This is a genomic window from Geodermatophilus bullaregiensis (genome assembly GCF_016907675.1).
In the GTDB taxonomy this organism is placed as follows: domain Bacteria; phylum Actinomycetota; class Actinomycetes; order Mycobacteriales; family Geodermatophilaceae; genus Geodermatophilus; species Geodermatophilus bullaregiensis.
In genome coordinates this window covers 517,451-533,765 of sequence record NZ_JAFBCJ010000001.1, presented here as the reverse complement: position 1 = coordinate 533,765, position 16,315 = coordinate 517,451, and the positions used below count along the sequence as shown (strand labels likewise).

The 16,315-nt window shown below is 77.4% G+C and carries 18 protein-coding genes; all 18 read left to right on the top strand.

Annotation, left to right across the window (positions count from 1 at the left end):
- The first annotated feature begins 344 nt into the window (after window positions 1-344).
- Window positions 345-701 carry an integration host factor, actinobacterial type gene (gene mihF, locus JOD57_RS02400; protein ID WP_204690438.1) on the top strand — a complete coding sequence of 119 codons (357 nt, stop codon included), beginning with the start codon at window positions 345-347 and terminating at the stop codon, window positions 699-701.
- Between the two features lie 58 nt (window positions 702-759).
- Window positions 760-1,365, top strand: coding sequence for a guanylate kinase (gmk, locus tag JOD57_RS02395; protein WP_204690437.1), 606 nt, complete (start codon window positions 760-762; stop codon window positions 1,363-1,365).
- Window positions 1,366-1,421: 56 nt separating this feature from the next.
- Window positions 1,422-1,685, top strand: a complete 264-nt coding sequence (gene rpoZ, locus JOD57_RS02390) for a DNA-directed RNA polymerase subunit omega (RefSeq protein ID WP_012949163.1) — start codon at window positions 1,422-1,424, stop codon at window positions 1,683-1,685.
- A gap of 160 nt (window positions 1,686-1,845) precedes the next feature.
- A complete protein-coding gene (gene coaBC / locus JOD57_RS02385) occupies window positions 1,846-3,060 on the top strand; it encodes a bifunctional phosphopantothenoylcysteine decarboxylase/phosphopantothenate--cysteine ligase CoaBC (RefSeq protein WP_204690436.1) in 1,215 nt (404 codons plus the stop codon).
- 147 nt (window positions 3,061-3,207) lie between these two features.
- Entirely contained in the window at window positions 3,208-4,404 is a 1,197-nt protein-coding gene (metK, locus tag JOD57_RS02380) for a methionine adenosyltransferase (RefSeq protein WP_204690435.1), read from the top strand.
- A 125-nt stretch (window positions 4,405-4,529) separates the two neighbouring features.
- Complete coding sequence (locus tag JOD57_RS02375) at window positions 4,530-4,910, top strand: hypothetical protein (protein WP_204690434.1); 381 nt, start codon at window positions 4,530-4,532, stop codon at window positions 4,908-4,910.
- Window positions 4,907-5,545, top strand: a complete 639-nt coding sequence (locus tag JOD57_RS02370) for a hypothetical protein (RefSeq protein ID WP_204690433.1) — start codon at window positions 4,907-4,909, stop codon at window positions 5,543-5,545. The genes JOD57_RS02375 and JOD57_RS02370 overlap by 4 nt, the downstream gene beginning before the upstream one ends.
- Before the next feature lie 43 nt (window positions 5,546-5,588).
- The gene (locus tag JOD57_RS02365) at window positions 5,589-7,589 is read left to right on the top strand and encodes a primosomal protein N' (RefSeq protein ID WP_307824394.1); all 2,001 of its coding nucleotides are present in this window, start codon (window positions 5,589-5,591) and stop codon (window positions 7,587-7,589) included.
- A gap of 74 nt (window positions 7,590-7,663) precedes the next feature.
- Window positions 7,664-8,197: a peptide deformylase gene (def, locus tag JOD57_RS02360; protein WP_204690432.1), complete on the top strand. Its 534-nt coding sequence runs from the start codon at window positions 7,664-7,666 to the stop codon at window positions 8,195-8,197.
- Entirely contained in the window at window positions 8,146-9,120 is a 975-nt protein-coding gene (gene fmt / locus JOD57_RS02355; protein ID WP_307824392.1) for a methionyl-tRNA formyltransferase, read from the top strand. The genes def and fmt overlap by 52 nt, the downstream gene beginning before the upstream one ends.
- Complete coding sequence (locus tag JOD57_RS02350; RefSeq protein ID WP_204690431.1) at window positions 9,117-10,508, top strand: RsmB/NOP family class I SAM-dependent RNA methyltransferase; 1,392 nt, start codon at window positions 9,117-9,119, stop codon at window positions 10,506-10,508. The genes fmt and JOD57_RS02350 overlap by 4 nt, the downstream gene beginning before the upstream one ends.
- A gap of 13 nt (window positions 10,509-10,521) precedes the next feature.
- A complete protein-coding gene (locus JOD57_RS02345; protein ID WP_204690430.1) occupies window positions 10,522-11,742 on the top strand; it encodes an FAD-dependent oxidoreductase in 1,221 nt (406 codons plus the stop codon).
- Window positions 11,743-11,788: 46 nt separating this feature from the next.
- A complete protein-coding gene (gene rpe / locus JOD57_RS02340) occupies window positions 11,789-12,460 on the top strand; it encodes a ribulose-phosphate 3-epimerase (protein WP_307824391.1) in 672 nt (223 codons plus the stop codon).
- The gene (gene ribD, locus JOD57_RS02335; protein ID WP_307824390.1) at window positions 12,457-13,518 is read left to right on the top strand and encodes a bifunctional diaminohydroxyphosphoribosylaminopyrimidine deaminase/5-amino-6-(5-phosphoribosylamino)uracil reductase RibD; all 1,062 of its coding nucleotides are present in this window, start codon (window positions 12,457-12,459) and stop codon (window positions 13,516-13,518) included. Before rpe ends, ribD begins: the two co-directional genes overlap by 4 nt.
- 1 nt (window position 13,519) lies before the next feature.
- Complete coding sequence (locus JOD57_RS02330; RefSeq protein ID WP_204690429.1) at window positions 13,520-14,143, top strand: riboflavin synthase; 624 nt, start codon at window positions 13,520-13,522, stop codon at window positions 14,141-14,143.
- On the top strand, window positions 14,140-15,480 hold the full coding sequence (locus JOD57_RS02325; RefSeq protein ID WP_204690428.1) for a bifunctional 3,4-dihydroxy-2-butanone-4-phosphate synthase/GTP cyclohydrolase II: 1,341 nt from the start codon (window positions 14,140-14,142) through the stop codon (window positions 15,478-15,480). Before JOD57_RS02330 ends, JOD57_RS02325 begins: the two co-directional genes overlap by 4 nt.
- A complete protein-coding gene (gene ribH / locus JOD57_RS02320) occupies window positions 15,477-16,004 on the top strand; it encodes a 6,7-dimethyl-8-ribityllumazine synthase (protein ID WP_204690427.1) in 528 nt (175 codons plus the stop codon). Before JOD57_RS02325 ends, ribH begins: the two co-directional genes overlap by 4 nt.
- Entirely contained in the window at window positions 16,001-16,264 is a 264-nt protein-coding gene (locus tag JOD57_RS02315) for a phosphoribosyl-ATP diphosphatase (protein WP_204690426.1), read from the top strand. The genes ribH and JOD57_RS02315 overlap by 4 nt, the downstream gene beginning before the upstream one ends.
- Window positions 16,265-16,315 lie beyond the last annotated feature (51 nt).

Sequence of the window (16,315 nt, the reverse complement as noted above, 5' to 3'; positions counted from 1 at the left end):
GCACCCGGTCGGTGGTCCGCGGGGGCCCGACCCACCCCTCCGGGCCCCCGCGCACGGGCACACCGGCGTGTCGCCGTCCTGGCGTGTCCCGGACGGCCGGGAGAACGAATGCGTTTCGTATACTTGCTGAACAGGAGCCATTCCGGAGCGTGACGGCGAGGTCGCACGCTGCGTGATCGGCGGTCGGCGGAGAGATCGAAGACGTGCGCCGGTGTGGGCGTGACCTGCGGATTCCCGGTTACTAGGTTGATCGCCGGGCTCGAGACCACGGGCACCGACAACCCCTCGAGACAGCGCACAGAGACGCCGGGGCCGTCCCCGGCGACGACACGATCGGACGCACCATGCCCCTCCCTGACCTGTCCCCGGAACAGCGCGCCGCCGCGCTGGAGAAGGCCGCTGCCGCCCGCAAGGCGCGCGCCGAGCTCCGCGAGCGGCTCAAGAGCAAGGGCACCACGGTCGGTGACGTCCTCCGCCAGGGCGAGACCGACGAGGTGATCGGCAAGATGCGGGTCTCCGCGGTCCTGGAGAGCCTGCCCGGCGTCGGCAAGGCACGGGCTGCGAAGATCATGGAGCGGCTCGAGATCTCCCCGACCCGCCGGGTGCGCGGCCTGGGCGCCAACCAGCGCCGGGCGCTCGAGTCGGAGTTCGGCGGCGAGCAGGTGGTCGCCGAGCAGGTGCCCGCCGACTCGACCGCCTGACCGGGAGCGCACCCGACACCCGCTCCACGACGCCGGCAGTACGGACGAGGACGACGCGTTGCCCAGTGCCCCCCAGCCCCCCGCCCCGGCGCGCCTGACGGTGCTCTCCGGCCCCTCGGGGGTCGGCAAGGGCACCGTCGTCGCCGAGCTCCGCCGCCGGTACCCCGAGGTGTGGGTGTCGGTGTCGGTGACCACCCGGGCCCGCCGGCCCGGTGAGGTGGACGGGGTGCACTACTCCTTCCTCACCGACGCCGAGTTCGACCGGCTGGTCGCCGAGGACGGCCTGCTGGAGTGGGCCGAGTACGCCGGCAACCGCTACGGGACGCCGGCCGCCCCGGTGCGCGAGCGACTCGCCACCGGGGCGCTGGCGCTGCTCGAGATCGAGCTGCAGGGCGCCCGCCAGGTGCGCGCCCGCGCTCCGGAGGCGCAGCTGGTCTTCCTCGCGCCGCCGTCGTGGGCCGAGCTGGAGAGCCGGCTGGCCGGCCGCGGCTCCGAGCCGCCGGCGGTGCAGGAGCGCCGGCTGGCCATCGCGCAGGCCGAGCTGGACGCCGCGGGGGAGTTCGACGCCGTGGTCGTCAACGACGACGTCGCCCGGGCCGCCGACGAGTTGGTAGGCTTGCTGACTGCGCCGTCGCCCGGTAGAGCGGTCGGCGCCTCCGAGTGACCGGGCCGTCCGAGGCCCCACCACTCCCGCCGATCGAACGAGGAGCACGCCCGCCCGTGTCCGGAGTCGCACCCGCCCCCGAGGGCATCACCAACCCGCCGATCGACGAGCTGCTCGAGCGCACCAGCAGCAAGTACGGCCTGGTGATCTTCGCCGCCAAGCGCGCGCGGCAGATCAACGCCTACTACAGCCAGCTCTCCGAGGGACTGCTCGAGTACGTCGGCCCGCTGGTCGACACCGCTCCCCAGGAGAAGCCCCTCTCGATCGCGCTGCGCGAGATCAACGAGGGCCTGCTCACCCACACCGCCGGCGAGAACTGAGCAAGGACCCCGGTCCCCCTCACCCCTCGCGAGCTCGGGGCGAGCCTCTGGACCGGGGCCGCGGCTGGTGGCGTCACACCTGGCGTTCCGGTCCCTTGCGAGTGACGACGCCCCTGGCCTGTGCCAGGGGCGTCGTCGTGTGTGCGGGAGGATCGTTCGCATGAGCCGGATCGTGCTGGGCGTGGGCGGCGGCGTGGCCGCGTACAAGGCGGCGCTGCTGCTGCGGGCGCTGACCGAGGCGGGCCACGAGGTGCGGGTCGTGCCGACCGAGTCGGCGCTGCACTTCGTCGGCGCGGCCACCTTCGAGGCGCTGTCGGGCAACCCCGTCACCACCGACGTGTGGTCGCACGTCCCCGAGGTCGCCCACGTCCGGATCGGGCAGACCGCCGACCTCGTCGTGGTCGCACCCGCCACCGCGGACCTGCTCGCCCGCGCCGCCGCCGGCCGCGCCGACGACCTGCTCACCGCCACGCTGCTGACCGCGCACTGCCCGGTCGTGTTCGTCCCCGCCATGCACACCGAGATGTGGCTGCACCCGGCCACCCAGGACAACGTCGCCACGCTGCGCCGCCGCGGGTCGATCGTGCTGCCGCCCGCGGTCGGCCGGCTGACCGGCCCCGATTCCGGCCCGGGCCGGCTGCCCGAGCCCGCCGACGTCGCCGCGCTGGCGCAGGTCGTGCTCACCGCGGGCGCCGGCGTGCTGCGCGCCGACCTCGCCGGCCGCCGCGTGGTCGTCAGCGCCGGCGGCACCCGCGAGCCGCTGGACCCGGTGCGCTACCTGGGCAACCGCTCGTCGGGCCGGCAGGGCTGGGCGCTGGCCCGGGTCGCCGCCGCCCGCGGTGCCGAGGTCGTGCTGGTCGCCGCCAACGTCGACGCGCCGGCCCCCTTCGGCGTGCGCGTCGTGCCCGTGGGGACGGCGGAGGAGCTGCGGACCGCGGTGCTGGCCGAGGCCCCGGACGCCGACGTCGTCGTCATGACCGCCGCGGTCGCCGACTTCCGGCCGGCCACGGTCGCGGCCACCAAGCTGAAGAAGAAGGACGACCCCTCCGAGGTCCCCGACGTGCCGCTGGTGCGCAACCCCGACGTGCTCGCCGAGCTGGTCACCAAGCGCACGCCCGGGCAGCTGGTGGTCGGGTTCGCCGCCGAGACCGGCGACGAGGCCGGCGACGTGCTCGCCCACGCCCGCGCCAAGCTCGCCCGCAAGGGCTGCGACCTGCTCGTGGTCAACGACGTCTCCGGCGGCGGCGTGTTCGGCCGGCCCGACAACGCCGCGGTCGTGCTCGCCGCCGACGGCAGCGCCACCGAGGTCCCGCGCAGCAGCAAGGACGCCGTGGCCGCGGCCGTGTGGGCGACCGTCCTGCCGCGGCTGCCCTGAGCCGCCGCCCGCCCCGACCACCGCCTCCTCGACCCCCGCGCGCTGCCGCCCGCCGGGCCACGCCGGTAACGTCACCGGGTGGCCGGGGCGAACCCGGCCGCGACCTCGTTCCCCGAGGGACCCCGTCACCGAAGCAGGGAGAACCGAGTGCCACGCCGCCTCTTCACGTCCGAGTCGGTGACCGAGGGCCACCCGGACAAGATCGCCGACCAGATCAGCGACGCGATCCTCGACCAGATGCTCGGGCAGGACCCGCGCAGCCGGGTCGCCGTCGAGACGATGATCACCACCGGCCAGGTGCACATCGCCGGCGAGGTCACCACCGCCGGCTACGTCGACATCGCCGACGTCGTCCGGAGGACCATCCTCGGCATCGGCTACGACTCCTCGCGCAAGGGCTTCGACGGTGCCTCCTGCGGGGTCAGCGTCTCCATCGGCGCCCAGTCGCCCGACATCGCGCAGGGCGTCGACACCGGCTACGAGGCGCGCACCGCCGGCGACACCGAGGACGCGATCGAGCGGCAGGGCGCCGGCGACCAGGGCCTGATGTTCGGCTACGCCACCGACGAGACCCCCGAGCTGATGCCGCTGCCGATCGCGCTGGCCCACCGGCTGGCCCGTCGGCTCTCGGCGGTCCGCAAGGACGGCTCGGTGCCCTACCTGCGGCCCGACGGCAAGACCCAGGTCACCGTGGTCTACGAGGACGACCGGCCCGTCGGTGTCGACACCGTGGTCGTCTCCTCGCAGCACGCCGAGGACATCTCCATCGAGCAGCTGCTCACCCCGGACGTCGAGGAGCTCGTCGTCGAGCCCGAGCTCGCCGCCCTCGGCCTGCCCACCACCGGTCACCGGCTGCTGGTCAACCCGACCGGCAAGTTCGTCATCGGCGGCCCGATGGGCGACGCCGGCCTGACCGGCCGCAAGATCATCGTCGACACCTACGGCGGCATGGCCCGCCACGGCGGCGGCGCGTTCTCCGGCAAGGACCCGTCGAAGGTCGACCGGTCGGGCGCCTACGCGATGCGCTGGGTGGCGAAGAACGTCGTCGCCGCGGGACTGGCCCGCCGCTGCGAGGTGCAGGTGGCCTACGCCATCGGCGCGGCCCACCCGGTGGGTCTGTTCGTCGACACCCACGGCACCGGCACTGTCGCCGACGACGTCCTCGAGAAGGCGGTCACCACGGTGTTCGACCTGCGCCCGGGCGCCATCGTGCGCGACCTGGACCTGCTCCGGCCGATCTACGGGCCGACCGCCGCCTACGGCCACTTCGGCCGCACGGACGTCGAGCTGCCCTGGGAGCGCACCGACCGCGTCGAGGCGCTGCGCTCCGCCGTCGGCGCGTGAAGGACCCCACTGCCCCCCGCCACTCGCAGGCTCGCGGCGGGACCCTGCAGTGGGGCCGCCGGCGTGCGCCACTCAACCTCAACGGGTCGTTGACAACGACTCGTTGAGGTCCCAGCCTGGTCGTCGTGGCCCCCGCCGACGACGACCAGGCCCGCGCGGCACGCGAGGCGGGTGCCCGTGCCCTCCTCCTCGGGGCGGGTGCGGCCGACCTGCCCCGGCCGCCGTGGCTGCACGGCACCCAGCCGCCGTCGGCGGCCGACCTCGTCCGGTTCGCCCTGTGGCGGGCCGGGGGAGAGGGCGCCGACCACGACGTGCTGCTGGCCGCCCTCGCGCTGCTGCCCGCCGTCCGCGCCGAGGCCGACCAGCTCGAGGCGGGGCTCCTGCTCACCGCGCGCGCCGCCGGCCTGTCCTGGCCGCGCATCTCCGCCGCCCTCGGGCTGGCCTCCCCGCAGGCCGCGCAGCAGCGCCTCGACCGGGTGAGCGGCCGCGTCGGGGAGCGCTCGTGACGCCGCACGCGAGCCCGGTCGAGGACCTCGCGCTGCACGGCGTCCGGGTGCTGGGCTTCCCGACGACCGCGCGCGTCGCCGGCCGCTTCCGGCTCGACCACGACGCCGTCGAGGAGGCCCTGCTCGACGCCGAGGCGCGCGGCTGGGTGCGCCGGCTCTCCTTCGGCGGCGGCACGGGCTGGTCGCTGAGCGACGCCGGCCGCGGGGAGGGTGAGCGCCGGCTCGCCGCCGAGCTGGACGCGCTCGGCGTCCGCGACGAGGTCGCCGGCGTGCACGCCCGCTTCCGGCCGCTCAACCGCCGCTTCGGCGCCGCGTGCACCGACTGGCAGGTGCACCCGACCCGGCTGGACCCGATGGCCCTCAACGACCACACCGACTGGCGCTGGGACGAGCGGGTGCTGCGGACCCTGACCTCGGTCCAGGGCTCCTTCGCCGCCCTCTGCGCCGAGCTGGCCGCCCGGCTGGCCCGCTTCGAGGGCTACGCCGGGCTCTACGACGCGGCCCTGCGCCGGGTGGGTGCCGGCGAGCGCGGCTGGGTCGACGGCCACGACCGGGACTCGCTGCACCTGGTCTGGATCCAGTTCCACGAGGACCTGCTGGCCACCCTGGGCATCCCGCGCGGCACCGACGCCTGAGCCGCGCCGGTCCTGTCGCCGCCCCTCGGTAGCGTGCCGGGACGTGCCGCCCGTCCCCGACGACCCCGCTCCCGAGCGGGCGGGAGCCCCTGCGCCGCGGGTGGCCCGGGTCGTCGTCGACGTGCCCCTGGCCCACCTCGACCGCACCTTCGACTACGCCGTCCCCGACACCATGGCCGGCGAGGTCCGGGCCGGCTGCCGGGTGCGGGTGCGCTTCGCCGGGCAGCTGGTCGACGGCGTGGTGCTCGAGCTGGCCGACTCCAGCGACACCGGCCGGGAGCTGGCGCCGCTGGCCAAGCTCGTCTCCTCCGAGCCGGTGCTGACCCCGGAGGTGGCCACGCTGGCCCGCTCGGTCGCGCAGCGGTGGGGAGGCACGCTGACCGACGTCCTGCGGCTGGCCCTCCCACCGCGCCGCGCCGCCGCGGAGAAGCGCCCGCCGGCCGAGCCCCCGCCGCCGCCGGAGCCGCCGGACCCGGCCGGCTTCGCCCGCTACCCGGCCGGCACCTCGCTGCTGGCCGCCGTCGCCACGGGCCGGCCGGCCCGCGCGGTGTGGACGGCCCTGCCCGGGGAGGACTGGCCGGCCCGGCTCGCCGAGCTGTGCCGGGCGGCGCTGTCGGGCGGGCGCGGCGCGCTGGTCGTCGTCCCCGACGGCCGCGACCTCGACCGGCTGGCGGCCGCGGCCGGCGCCACGCTGCCGCAGGGGGCCTTCGTCGTGCTGCGCGCCGACGCCGCGCCCGACGCCCGCTACCGCCGCTTCCTCGACGCCGCCCGCGGCAGCGCGAAGGTGGTGCTCGGCACCCGGGCGGCGGCGTTCGCGCCGGTCGCCGACCTCGGCCTGGTGGCGATCTGGGACGACGGCGACGACCTGCACGCCGAGCCCCGCGCCCCCTACGCCCACGCCCGCGACGTGCTCCTGCACCGCGCGCACCTCGCCTCCTGCGCCGCCGTCGTCGCGGCGACCGCGCGCACCGCCGAGGCCGCGCTGCTCGTGGCCAGCGGCTGGGCGCACGAGCTGGCCGCCGACCGCGCCACCCTGCGCGCCGCAGCGCCGCGGGTGCAGGCGCTCGGCGAGGACCACGAGCTGGCCCGCGACCCCGCCGCGCGCACCGCGCGGCTGCCCAGCCTCGCCCACCGGGTGGCCCGCCAGGCGCTCGCCGACGGCGCCCCGGTGCTGGTCCAGGTGCCCCGCGCCGGCTACGCGCCCGGGCTGTCGTGCGAGCGCTGCCGCGCGCCGGCCCGGTGCGCGGTGTGCTCGGGTCCCCTGGGCATCGCGCCGGCGCCCGGCCCCGGCGGCTCGCGGGTGCCCGCCTGCCGCTGGTGCGCCCGCCCGGCGGCCACCTTCGACTGCCCGCACTGCCACGGGACGAAGCTGCGGGCCTCCGTCGTCGGGGCTGCGCGCACCGCCGAGGAGCTGGGCCGGGCGTTCCCCGGGGCCGCCGTCCGGGTCTCGGGGCGGGGCTCGGGCGTGCTGCCGTCGGTGTCCGGTGGGCCGTCCCTCGTCGTCGCCACGCCCGGCGCCGAGCCGGTGGCCGAGGGGGGCTACGGCGCGGCGCTGCTGCTCGACTCCTGGGCGCTGCTGGGCCGCGCGGACCTGCGGGCGGGGGAGGAGACCCTGCGGCGCTGGATGAACGCGGCCGCCCTCGTCCGGCCCGCCGGGCAGGTCGTCGTCGCCGCGGACGCCGCCCACCCCGTCGTCCAGGCGCTGGTGCGCTGGGACCCGGGCTGGCTGGCCGAGCGGGAGCTGGCCGACCGCCGCGAGCTGGGCTTCCCCCCGGCGACCCGGATGGCGTCGCTGTCGGGGTCGCCGGCGGCGCTGGCGGAGTTCCTCGCGGCCGCCCGGCTGCCCGACGCCGCCGACCTGCTCGGCCCCGTGCCCGAGCCGTCGCGGCCCGGCCAGGAGGGCGAGCGGGAGCGCTTCCTGGTGCGGGTGCCGCGCGGCGAGGGCCTGGCGCTCGCGACGGCGCTGGCCGAGGTGCAGGGCGTGCGCAGCGCCCGGAAGGCCGCCGAGCACGTGCGGGTGCAGCTCGACCCCCTCGAGCTCTGAGAGGACCCTCCCGCCCCTCCGCCGCTCGCAGGCTCGGGGCGGGACCCTGCAGGAGGGCCGCATAACATCGACCGGTGAGCGTGACCCCCATCCGGCTGATGGGCGACCCGGTGCTGCGCACCCCCGCGGCCCCCGTCGCCGACTTCGACGCCGAGCTGCGCCGGCTGGTCGCCGACCTGACCGAGACCATGCACGCCGCCGGCGGCGCCGGGCTGGCCGCGCCGCAGATCGGCGTGGGACTGCGCGTGTTCACCTGGTACGTCGACGGCGAGGTCGGCCACCTGGTCAACCCCGAGGTCGACCTGGTCGGGGAGGAGACCGAGGAGGCGCCGGAGGGCTGCCTGTCCATCCCCGGCTACCGCTTCGACTGCCGCCGCCACCTGCACGTCGTGGCCAGGGGCTGGAACCAGCACGGCGACCCGGTCCGGGTGGAGGGCTCGCACCTGCTGGCCCGCGCGGTGCAGCACGAGGTCGACCACCTCGACGGCGTGCTGTTCGTCGACCGGCTCGACCCGGAGGCGCGCGCGGCCGCGCTGGCGGTGCTGGCCGAGGCCGAGTGGACCGGCGCGGGCGCCTGGGTCCCGCGCGTGGAGGTGAGCCCCCACTGAGGCTGCTCTTCGCCGGGACGCCGGAGCCCGCCGTCCCCTCGCTGGAGGCGCTGCTGGCCTCCGGTCACGAGGTCGTCGCCGTCCTCACCCGCCCCGACGCCCGCTCCGGCCGCGGCCGCAGGGTCAGCCGCTCGCCGGTGGCGGAGCGTGCCGACGCCGCCGGCCTGCCGGTGCTGCAGCCCCGCTCGCCGCGCGAACCGGAGTTCCTCGCGCAGCTCGCCGACCTCGCCGTCGACTGCGCCCCCGTAGTCGCCTACGGCGCGCTGGTGCCGCCCGCCGCGCTCGACCTGCCCGCGCACGGGTGGGTCAACCTGCACTTCTCGCTGCTGCCGGCCTGGCGCGGCGCCGCCCCGGTGCAGCACGCGCTCATGGCCGGCGACGAGGTCACCGGCGCCTGCACCTTCCGGCTCGAGCAGGGGCTGGACACCGGTCCGGTGTACGGCGTGGTCACCGAGCCGATCGGCCCGCGGGACACCGCCGGCGACCTGCTCGGCCGGCTCGCGGTCAGCGGCGCCCGGCTGCTGGTGGCCACCCTCGACGGCATCGCCGACGGCAGCCTCGTGCCGCAGCCGCAGCCGGCCGAGGGGGTCAGCCTGGCGCCGCGGATCGAGACCGCCGACGCGCGGGTCGACTGGACGCTGCCCGCGCACGTCGTCGACCGCCGGGTGCGCGGGGTGACCCCGGCGCCGGGCGCGTGGACGACGTGGCGCGGCGACCGGCTGCGGCTCGGCCCGGTCGAGCCCGTGCCGTCGTCGTCCCTGAGACCCGGTGCGCTCTCGGTGGGCCCCGACGGCGTCCTGGTGGGCACCGGCCGCGGCGCCGTCCGGCTCGGCGAGGTGCAGCCGGCGGGCAGGCGGGTGCTGCCGGCCGCCGACTGGGCCCGCGGGGCCCGTCCGGCGCCGGACGAGCGGCTGGGCGCGTGATAGGCCCGCCCCGGCGCCCGGCCGGTCCCCGCGGCGGCCGCCGCGACCGCTCGCCGCGCCGCCCGGTCCTCGACGGCGCCCGGCTGACCGCCTACGACGTGCTCGACGGCGTCTCCGCGCGGGAGGCCTACGCCAACCTGCTGCTGCCCCAGCTGCTGCGCGAGCGCCACCTCGAGCCGCGCGACGCTGGCTTCGCCACCCAGCTCGCCTACGGCGCGCTGCGCGCGCAGGGCACGCTCGACGCCGTCCTGGCGCGGCTGGTCGACCGGCCGCTGCCCGACCTCGACCGGCGCGTGCTCGACCTGCTCCGCCTCGGCGCCTACCAGCTGCTCGACCTGCGGGTGCCCGCGCACGCCGCCGTCGCCACCACCGTCGACCTCACCCGCGCGATCGTCGGCGCGGGCGCCTCCGGACTGGTCAACGCGGTGCTGCGCAAGGTGGCCACGGGCGGGAACCGGGCGGCGTGGCTGGCCGAGCTCGGGACCGACGGCGACCGGCGGCTGGCCCTGGCCACCGACCACCCCGAGTGGGTCGTCGCGGCGTGGCGGGACGCACTCGGCGGCGACGCCGAGCTCGAGGACGCGCTGCTGGCCGACGGCGCCCCGCCCGAGGTGCACCTGGTCGCGCGCCGCGTGCCCCGCGAGGTGCTGGCCGAGGAGTCCGGCGGGACGCCCGGACCGTGGTCGCCGTACGCGGTGCGGCTGGGCGGGGGGGACCCCGGCCGCATCCCGTCGGTGCGCGACGGCGCCGCCGCGGTGCAGGACGAGGGCAGCCAGCTCGCCGCGCTGCTGCTGGCCCGCGCGCCGCTGGAGGGCCCCGACGGCCGCTGGCTCGACGTCTGTGCCGGCCCCGGGGGCAAGGCCGGGCTGCTGGCCGCGGTCCGTCCGGCCGGCGTGCACCTGACCGCCGCCGACCGGGCGCCGCACCGCGCCGAGCTGGTGCGCGCGACGCTGCGCGACGAGGACGACGTCGAGGTGCTGGTGGCCGACGGGCGGCAGCCGCCGTGGGCGCCGGGGTCGTTCGACCGGGTGCTGCTCGACGCGCCGTGCACCGGGCTGGGCGCGCTGCGGCGGCGGCCCGAGGTGCGCTGGCGGCGCGGTCCCGAGGACGTCGGCCCGCTGGTGGAGCTGCAGACCGCGCTGCTCGACGCGGCGCTGACCTCGGTGCGGCCGGGCGGGGTGGTCGCCTACGTGACCTGCTCGCCGCACACCGCGGAGACGGTCGCGGTGGCCGACGCCGCGGCCGCCCGCGACGACGTCGACGTGCTGCCGGTGGCGCCGCTGTTCGACGGCGTGCCCGGCGTCGAGCGGGGACCCTACGGGCAGCTCTGGCCGCACCGGCACGGCACCGACGCGATGTTCATGGCCCTGCTGCGCCGCACCCGCTGAGCGAGGAGACGCCGTGACCCTGCACGTCGGCGTGGCCGGGGCCGGGATCGGCGGCCTCGTCCTCGCCCAGGCGCTGCGGGCGCGCGGCGTGCGGGTCACCGTCTTCGAGCGGGACGCCTCGGCCGCCGAGACCGCCGGCTACCGCCTGCACCTGGACGCACCGGCCATGGCCGCGCTGCGCCGCGTCCTCCCCGGCGGGCTGGTCGAGGCCCTGCGCGCCAGCGGGGTGGGTGCCGAGGCGTTCACCCGCTTCGCCGTCCTCGACTCCCGCGGCCGCACCCGCCTGCGGCTGCCGGTGGACGACGAGGGGGAGGTGCTGCTCATCGGCCGCCGGGCGCTGCGGCGGGTGCTGGCCGGCGGCCTGGACGGCGCCGTCCGCTGGGGCGACGCCGTCACCGACCACACCGAGCACCCCGACGGCGTGAGGGTGCGCACCGCCGGCGGCGCGCAGGTCGACGTCGGCGTCCTGGTCGGGGCCGACGGCGCCGGCTCACGGACCACCCGGCGCCTCACCGGAGCGCCGGCGGCCCGGCCGGCGGGGATCACCGCCATCGCGGGCACTGTGCCGCTCGACCGGCCCGCACCGCCGTTCCCGCGCACGCTCGAGCGCGGCCCGGCCTTCGCGATCGGTCCGGGCGCCGCCGGGGTCTTCCTCGCCGCGCACCTGCCGCGCCCGCGCCCGGCCGTCCCCGGTGCCGTTCCCGAGACGCCGTACCTCGTGTGGTCGGTCGCGCTGCCGGACGCGCGGTGGCCGGACGGCCTGCCGGCTGCGTCCGGTGCGGAGCTGGGCGCGGCGGCGGGGGCGGCGCTGGCCGGCTGGTCGCCGCGGTTCCGCGACCTGGTCGCCGCGGCGGAGCCCGGCTCGGTCGCCGCGTTCCCCTTCGTCCTCCCCGCGGGCCCGACACCCTGGCGCTCGGACCGGGTCACGCTGCTCGGCGACGCCGTCCACCCGGTGCCCCCGACCGCCGGGGCGGGCGCGAGCACCGCGGTGGCCGACGCCGCGGGCCTGGCCGAGGACCTGCTCTCCCGGCCGCTGCCCGAGGCGATGGCCGCCGCGCAGGAGCGGGTGCTCGCGGTGGCGCCGGCCGCCCTGCGGGAGGCGCTGCCCGTGCTGGCCTGGCAGCGCCGGCTGTCCTCACCGGTCCTCCGGGCGCTGGCGACCGGCCTCGCGCTCCCCGCCGTCGACGGGGCGCTGGCCCTGGGACGGCGGCTGCGCGGGGCGCCCCCGCCGTAGTCCCACCGGCCGGGAGGGGTGATCGGCGCACCTAGACTCGGCAGACGTGCCCCGGACCCCGATGATCGCGCCCAGCCTGCTGTCGGCGGACTTCGCCCGGCTGGCCGACGAGGTGGCCCGCGTGGCCGACGCCGACTGGCTGCACGTCGACGTCATGGACGCCCACTTCGTGCCCAACCTGACCCTCGGGCGCCCGGTGGTCGAGGCGATCCAGGCGGTCAGCCCGGTCCCGCTCGACTGCCACCTGATGATCGAGGCGCCCGAGCGCTGGGCGCCCGGCTACGCCGAGCTCGGCGCCCGCAATGTCACCGTGCACGCCGAGGCCTGCACCGGCGACCCCCGCGACGTCGCCCGCGACCTGCGCGCCGCCGGCGCCCTGGCCGGCCTGGCGCTCAAGCCGGGCACCCCACTGGAGCGCTACGAGGAGGTGCTCGGCGACTTCGACACCCTGCTGGTCATGACCGTCGAGCCGGGTTTCGGCGGCCAGGCGTTCATGGCCGAGGTGCTGCCCAAGGTCCGCCGCGCCCGCGAGCTGGTCGACACCGGCCACCTCACGCTGCTGGTCGAGGTCGACGGCGGCATCAACGCCGACACCATCGAGCAGGCCGCCGAGGCCGGCGCCGACGTCTTCGTCGCGGGCTCGGCGGTCTACGGCGCCGACGACCCCGCCCGGGCCATCGCCGCGCTGCGCGCCCAGGCCGCGTCGGCGGCGGGGTGACCGTCCCGGAGGCCGAGTCGGCGGCCATGGCCCGTGCCCGGCAGCTGGGGGAGGGGGTCCTCGGCACGACCAGCCCCAACCCGGCGGTCGGCGCCGTGGTCCTCGACGCCGCCGGCGCGGTCGTGGGGGAGGGCGCCACCTCCCCGCCCGGCGGCCCGCACGCCGAGGTGCACGCGCTGCGCCAGGCCGGCGAGCGCGCCCGTGGCGGCACCGCCGTCGTCACCCTCGAGCCGTGCGCGCACACCGGCCGCACCGGACCGTGCGCCGACGCGCTGCTGGCCGCCGGCGTCGCCCGGGTCGTCGTCGCCGTCCCGGAGCCGACCGGGCTGGCGGGGGGAGGGGCCGACCGGTTGCGCGCCGCCGGCGTCGACGTCGAGCTCGGCGTCGAACGGGAGGCCGCCGAGGAGGGCGCGCTCGGTGCCTGGCTGACCGGCGTGCGCGAGCAGCGGCCGCAGGTCGTCTGGAAGGTCGGGGCCACCCTCGACGGACGGGTCGCCGCTGCCGACGGGACCAGCCGCTGGATCACCGGCCCCACCGCTCGCGCTGCCGTCCACGCGCTGCGCGCCACCTGTGACGCCGTCGTCGTCGGCTCGGGGACGGCGCTGACCGACGACCCGCAGCTGACCGTCCGCGACGCCGAGGGCCGCGACGCCGCCCGCCAGCCCCTGCGCGTGGTGCACGACCGCCGCGGCCGGCTGCCGGCCACCGCGCGCGTGCTCGACGCCGCCGCCCCCACGCACGTCAGCGCCGCGGCCGGCCCGGCGGAGCTGCTCGCCGAGCTGTTCGACCGCGACGTCCGCCGGGTGCTGCTGGAGGGCGGCCCCACCCTGGCCGCGGCGTTCCTGCGCGACGGGCTGGTCGACGAGGCCGTCGTCCACCTGGCCCCGACGCTGCTCGGCGCCGGCCCCTCCCTGGTGGGCGACCTGGGAATCAGCACGATCTCCGCGGCGCTCTCCCTCGAGGTACGGGACGTCACCCTGCTGGGCGGGGACGTGCAGATCCGCCTGCGCCCCACCCGTCACACTGGGGACAGACCGCGCGCGCACGAGAGGGGCTGAGGTGTTCACCGGCATCGTCGAGGAGGTCGGCTCCCTCGCCACGCGCGAGGACGCCGGCGACGCCGCGGTCCTGCGCATCCGCGCCCGCCGCGTGCTCGAGGACGTCGCGCTGGGCGACTCGATCGCGGTCAACGGCGTCTGCCTCACCGTGACCGCCGTCGAGCCCGCCGCCGACGGCAGCGCCGTCTGGTCCACCGACGTCATGGCCGAGACGCTGCGCCGCAGCAGCCTCGGCGCGCTGGCCGACGGCGACCCGGTCAACCTCGAGCGGGCGGTCACCGCGCACACCCGCCTGGGCGGGCACCTGGTGCAGGGCCACGTCGACGGCGTCGGCCGGGTCGTGTCCCGGACGCCGGGCGAGCACTGGGAGGTCGTGCGGGTCGGGGTGCCGCCGGAGCTGGCCCGCTACGTCGTCGAGAAGGGCTCGATCACCGTCGACGGCGTCTCCCTGACCGTCAGCGCGCTCAGCGCGGCCGACGACCCCGACCCGTGGCTCGAGGTCAGCCTCATCCCCACCACCCTGCGCGAGACCACGCTGGGCGGGCGTGTCCCGGGGGACCCGGTCAACCTGGAGGTCGACGTGATCGCCAAGTACGTGGAACGCCTGCTGGGAGCGCGACGATGAGCGGTAGCGTCCGGCTGGACTCCGTCGAGAGCGCCATCGCGGCGGTCAAGGACGGCCGTCCGGTCGTGGTCATCGACGACGAGGACCGGGAGAACGAGGGCGACCTGATCTTCGCCTCGGAGCTGGTCACGCCCGAGCTGGTCGCGTTCATGGTCCGCTACACCTCGGGCTACATCTGCGTCTCGGTGACCGAGGCCGACGCCGACCGGCTCGACCTGCCACCGATGTTCCGGGTCAACCAGGACCGCCGCGGCACCGCCTACACCGTGACCGTCGACGCCCGCGAGGGCGTGACCACCGGCATCTCGGCGTCCGACCGCGCGCACACCATCCGGCTGCTCGCCGGCGCCGAGACGACCAGCGCCGACCTGGCGCGGCCCGGCCACATCGTGCCGCTGCGCGCCAAGGACGGCGGCGTGCTGCGCCGTCCCGGGCACACCGAGGCCGCCGTCGACCTCGCCGTCCTGGCCGGCCTGCGCCCGTCGGGCACGCTGTGCGAGCTGGTCAGCGAGAAGGACCCGACCGGCATGGCGCGCGCCGAGGAGCTGCGCGTCTTCGCCGACGAGCACGACCTGTGCCTGATCTCGATCGCCGACCTCATCGCCTACCGCAAGCGCTTCGACAAGCTCGTCGAGCGGGTCGCCGAGGCCACCGTGCCGCTGGCGCCGGGCACCTTCACCGCCGTCGGCTACCGCAGCTCCTACGACGAGCGCGAGCACGTCGCCTTCGTCTACGGCGACATCGGCACCGGCGAGGACGTCCTGGTGCGGGTGCACTCCGAGTGCCTCACCGGCGACGTCTTCGGCTCGCTGCGCTGCGACTGCGGTCCCCAGCTGCAGGCCGCGCTGGCCGCGGTCGCCCACGAGGGCCGCGGCATCGTGCTCTACATCCGGGGGCACGAGGGCCGGGGGATCGGCCTGCTGCACAAGCTGCAGGCCTACCAGCTGCAGGACGCCGGCATCGACACCGTCGACGCCAACCTCGACCTGGGCCTACCCGCCGACGCCCGCGACTACGGCACCGGCGCGCAGATCCTCGTCGACCTCGGCGTGCACACGATGCGGTTGCTGACCAACAACCCGGCCAAGCGGGCGGGGCTGGAGGGCTACGGCCTCAAGGTGACCGGCCGGGTGCCGCTGCCGAGCCACGTCACCGTCGAGAACCTGGCCTACCTGCGCACCAAGCGCGACCGGATGGGCCACCTGCTCGACATCATCGAGCCCGAGACCGAGTCCGGCCCGGCCGACGTCCCGGCCGGGATGACGGTGACCGCCGACGGCGGGACCACCGTGCCCGGCACCGACGTCCCCCTCGGGCAGCGGGAGCAGCAGCTGTGAGCGGCACGGGAGCGCCGGAGGTCCGCCCGGTCGACGCCGCCGGGCTGTCGCTGGGCATCGTGGCCACCACGTGGCACGCCGAGATCACCGAGAGCCTGCTGGCCCGCGCCGTCGAGGCCGCCCGGGCCAGCGGCGTCCCCGAGCCGACCGTCGTCCGCGCGCCCGGTGCGGTGGAGCTGCCCGTGGTCGCGCAGGCCCTGGCCGAGCGGCACGACGCCGTCGTCGCCCTCGGCGTGGTCGTCCGCGGCGGGACGCCGCACTTCGAGTACGTCTGCGACGCCGTCACCGCCGGCCTGACCCGGGTCGCCCTCGACGCCGGCCGGCCCGTGGGCAACGGCGTGCTCACCTGCGACACCGAGGAGCAGGCGCGCGACCGGGCCGGCCTGCCCGGCTCGGCCGAGGACAAGGGCTGGGAGGCCACGGTCGCCGCGCTGGCCACCGCCCTGACCCTGCGCGGCCTGCGCGCGCCGCAGCAGACCACCGGCTTCCAGGCGACGCCCGTCTCGCGGGGGCTGCGCGCGTGAAGACCTTCGACGAGCTGTTCGCCGAGCTGTCGGGCAAGGTCGCCGCGGGCGACCCCGCCTCGGGCACGGTGACCGCCGTCCGCGACGGCGTGCACGCGGCCGGCAAGAAGGTGGTCGAGGAGGCCGCGGAGTCCTGGATGGCCGCCGAGCACGAGGGCCCCGACCGGACGGCGGAGGAGATCAGCCAGCTGCTCTACCGGGTGCAGGTGCTGATGCTCGCCCGCGGGCTGACGCTCGACGACGTCTACACCCACCTCTAGAAGGACCCTCGCGCCCCCCACGGCACGCTCCGCGCGCCGCGGGCCCCTGCG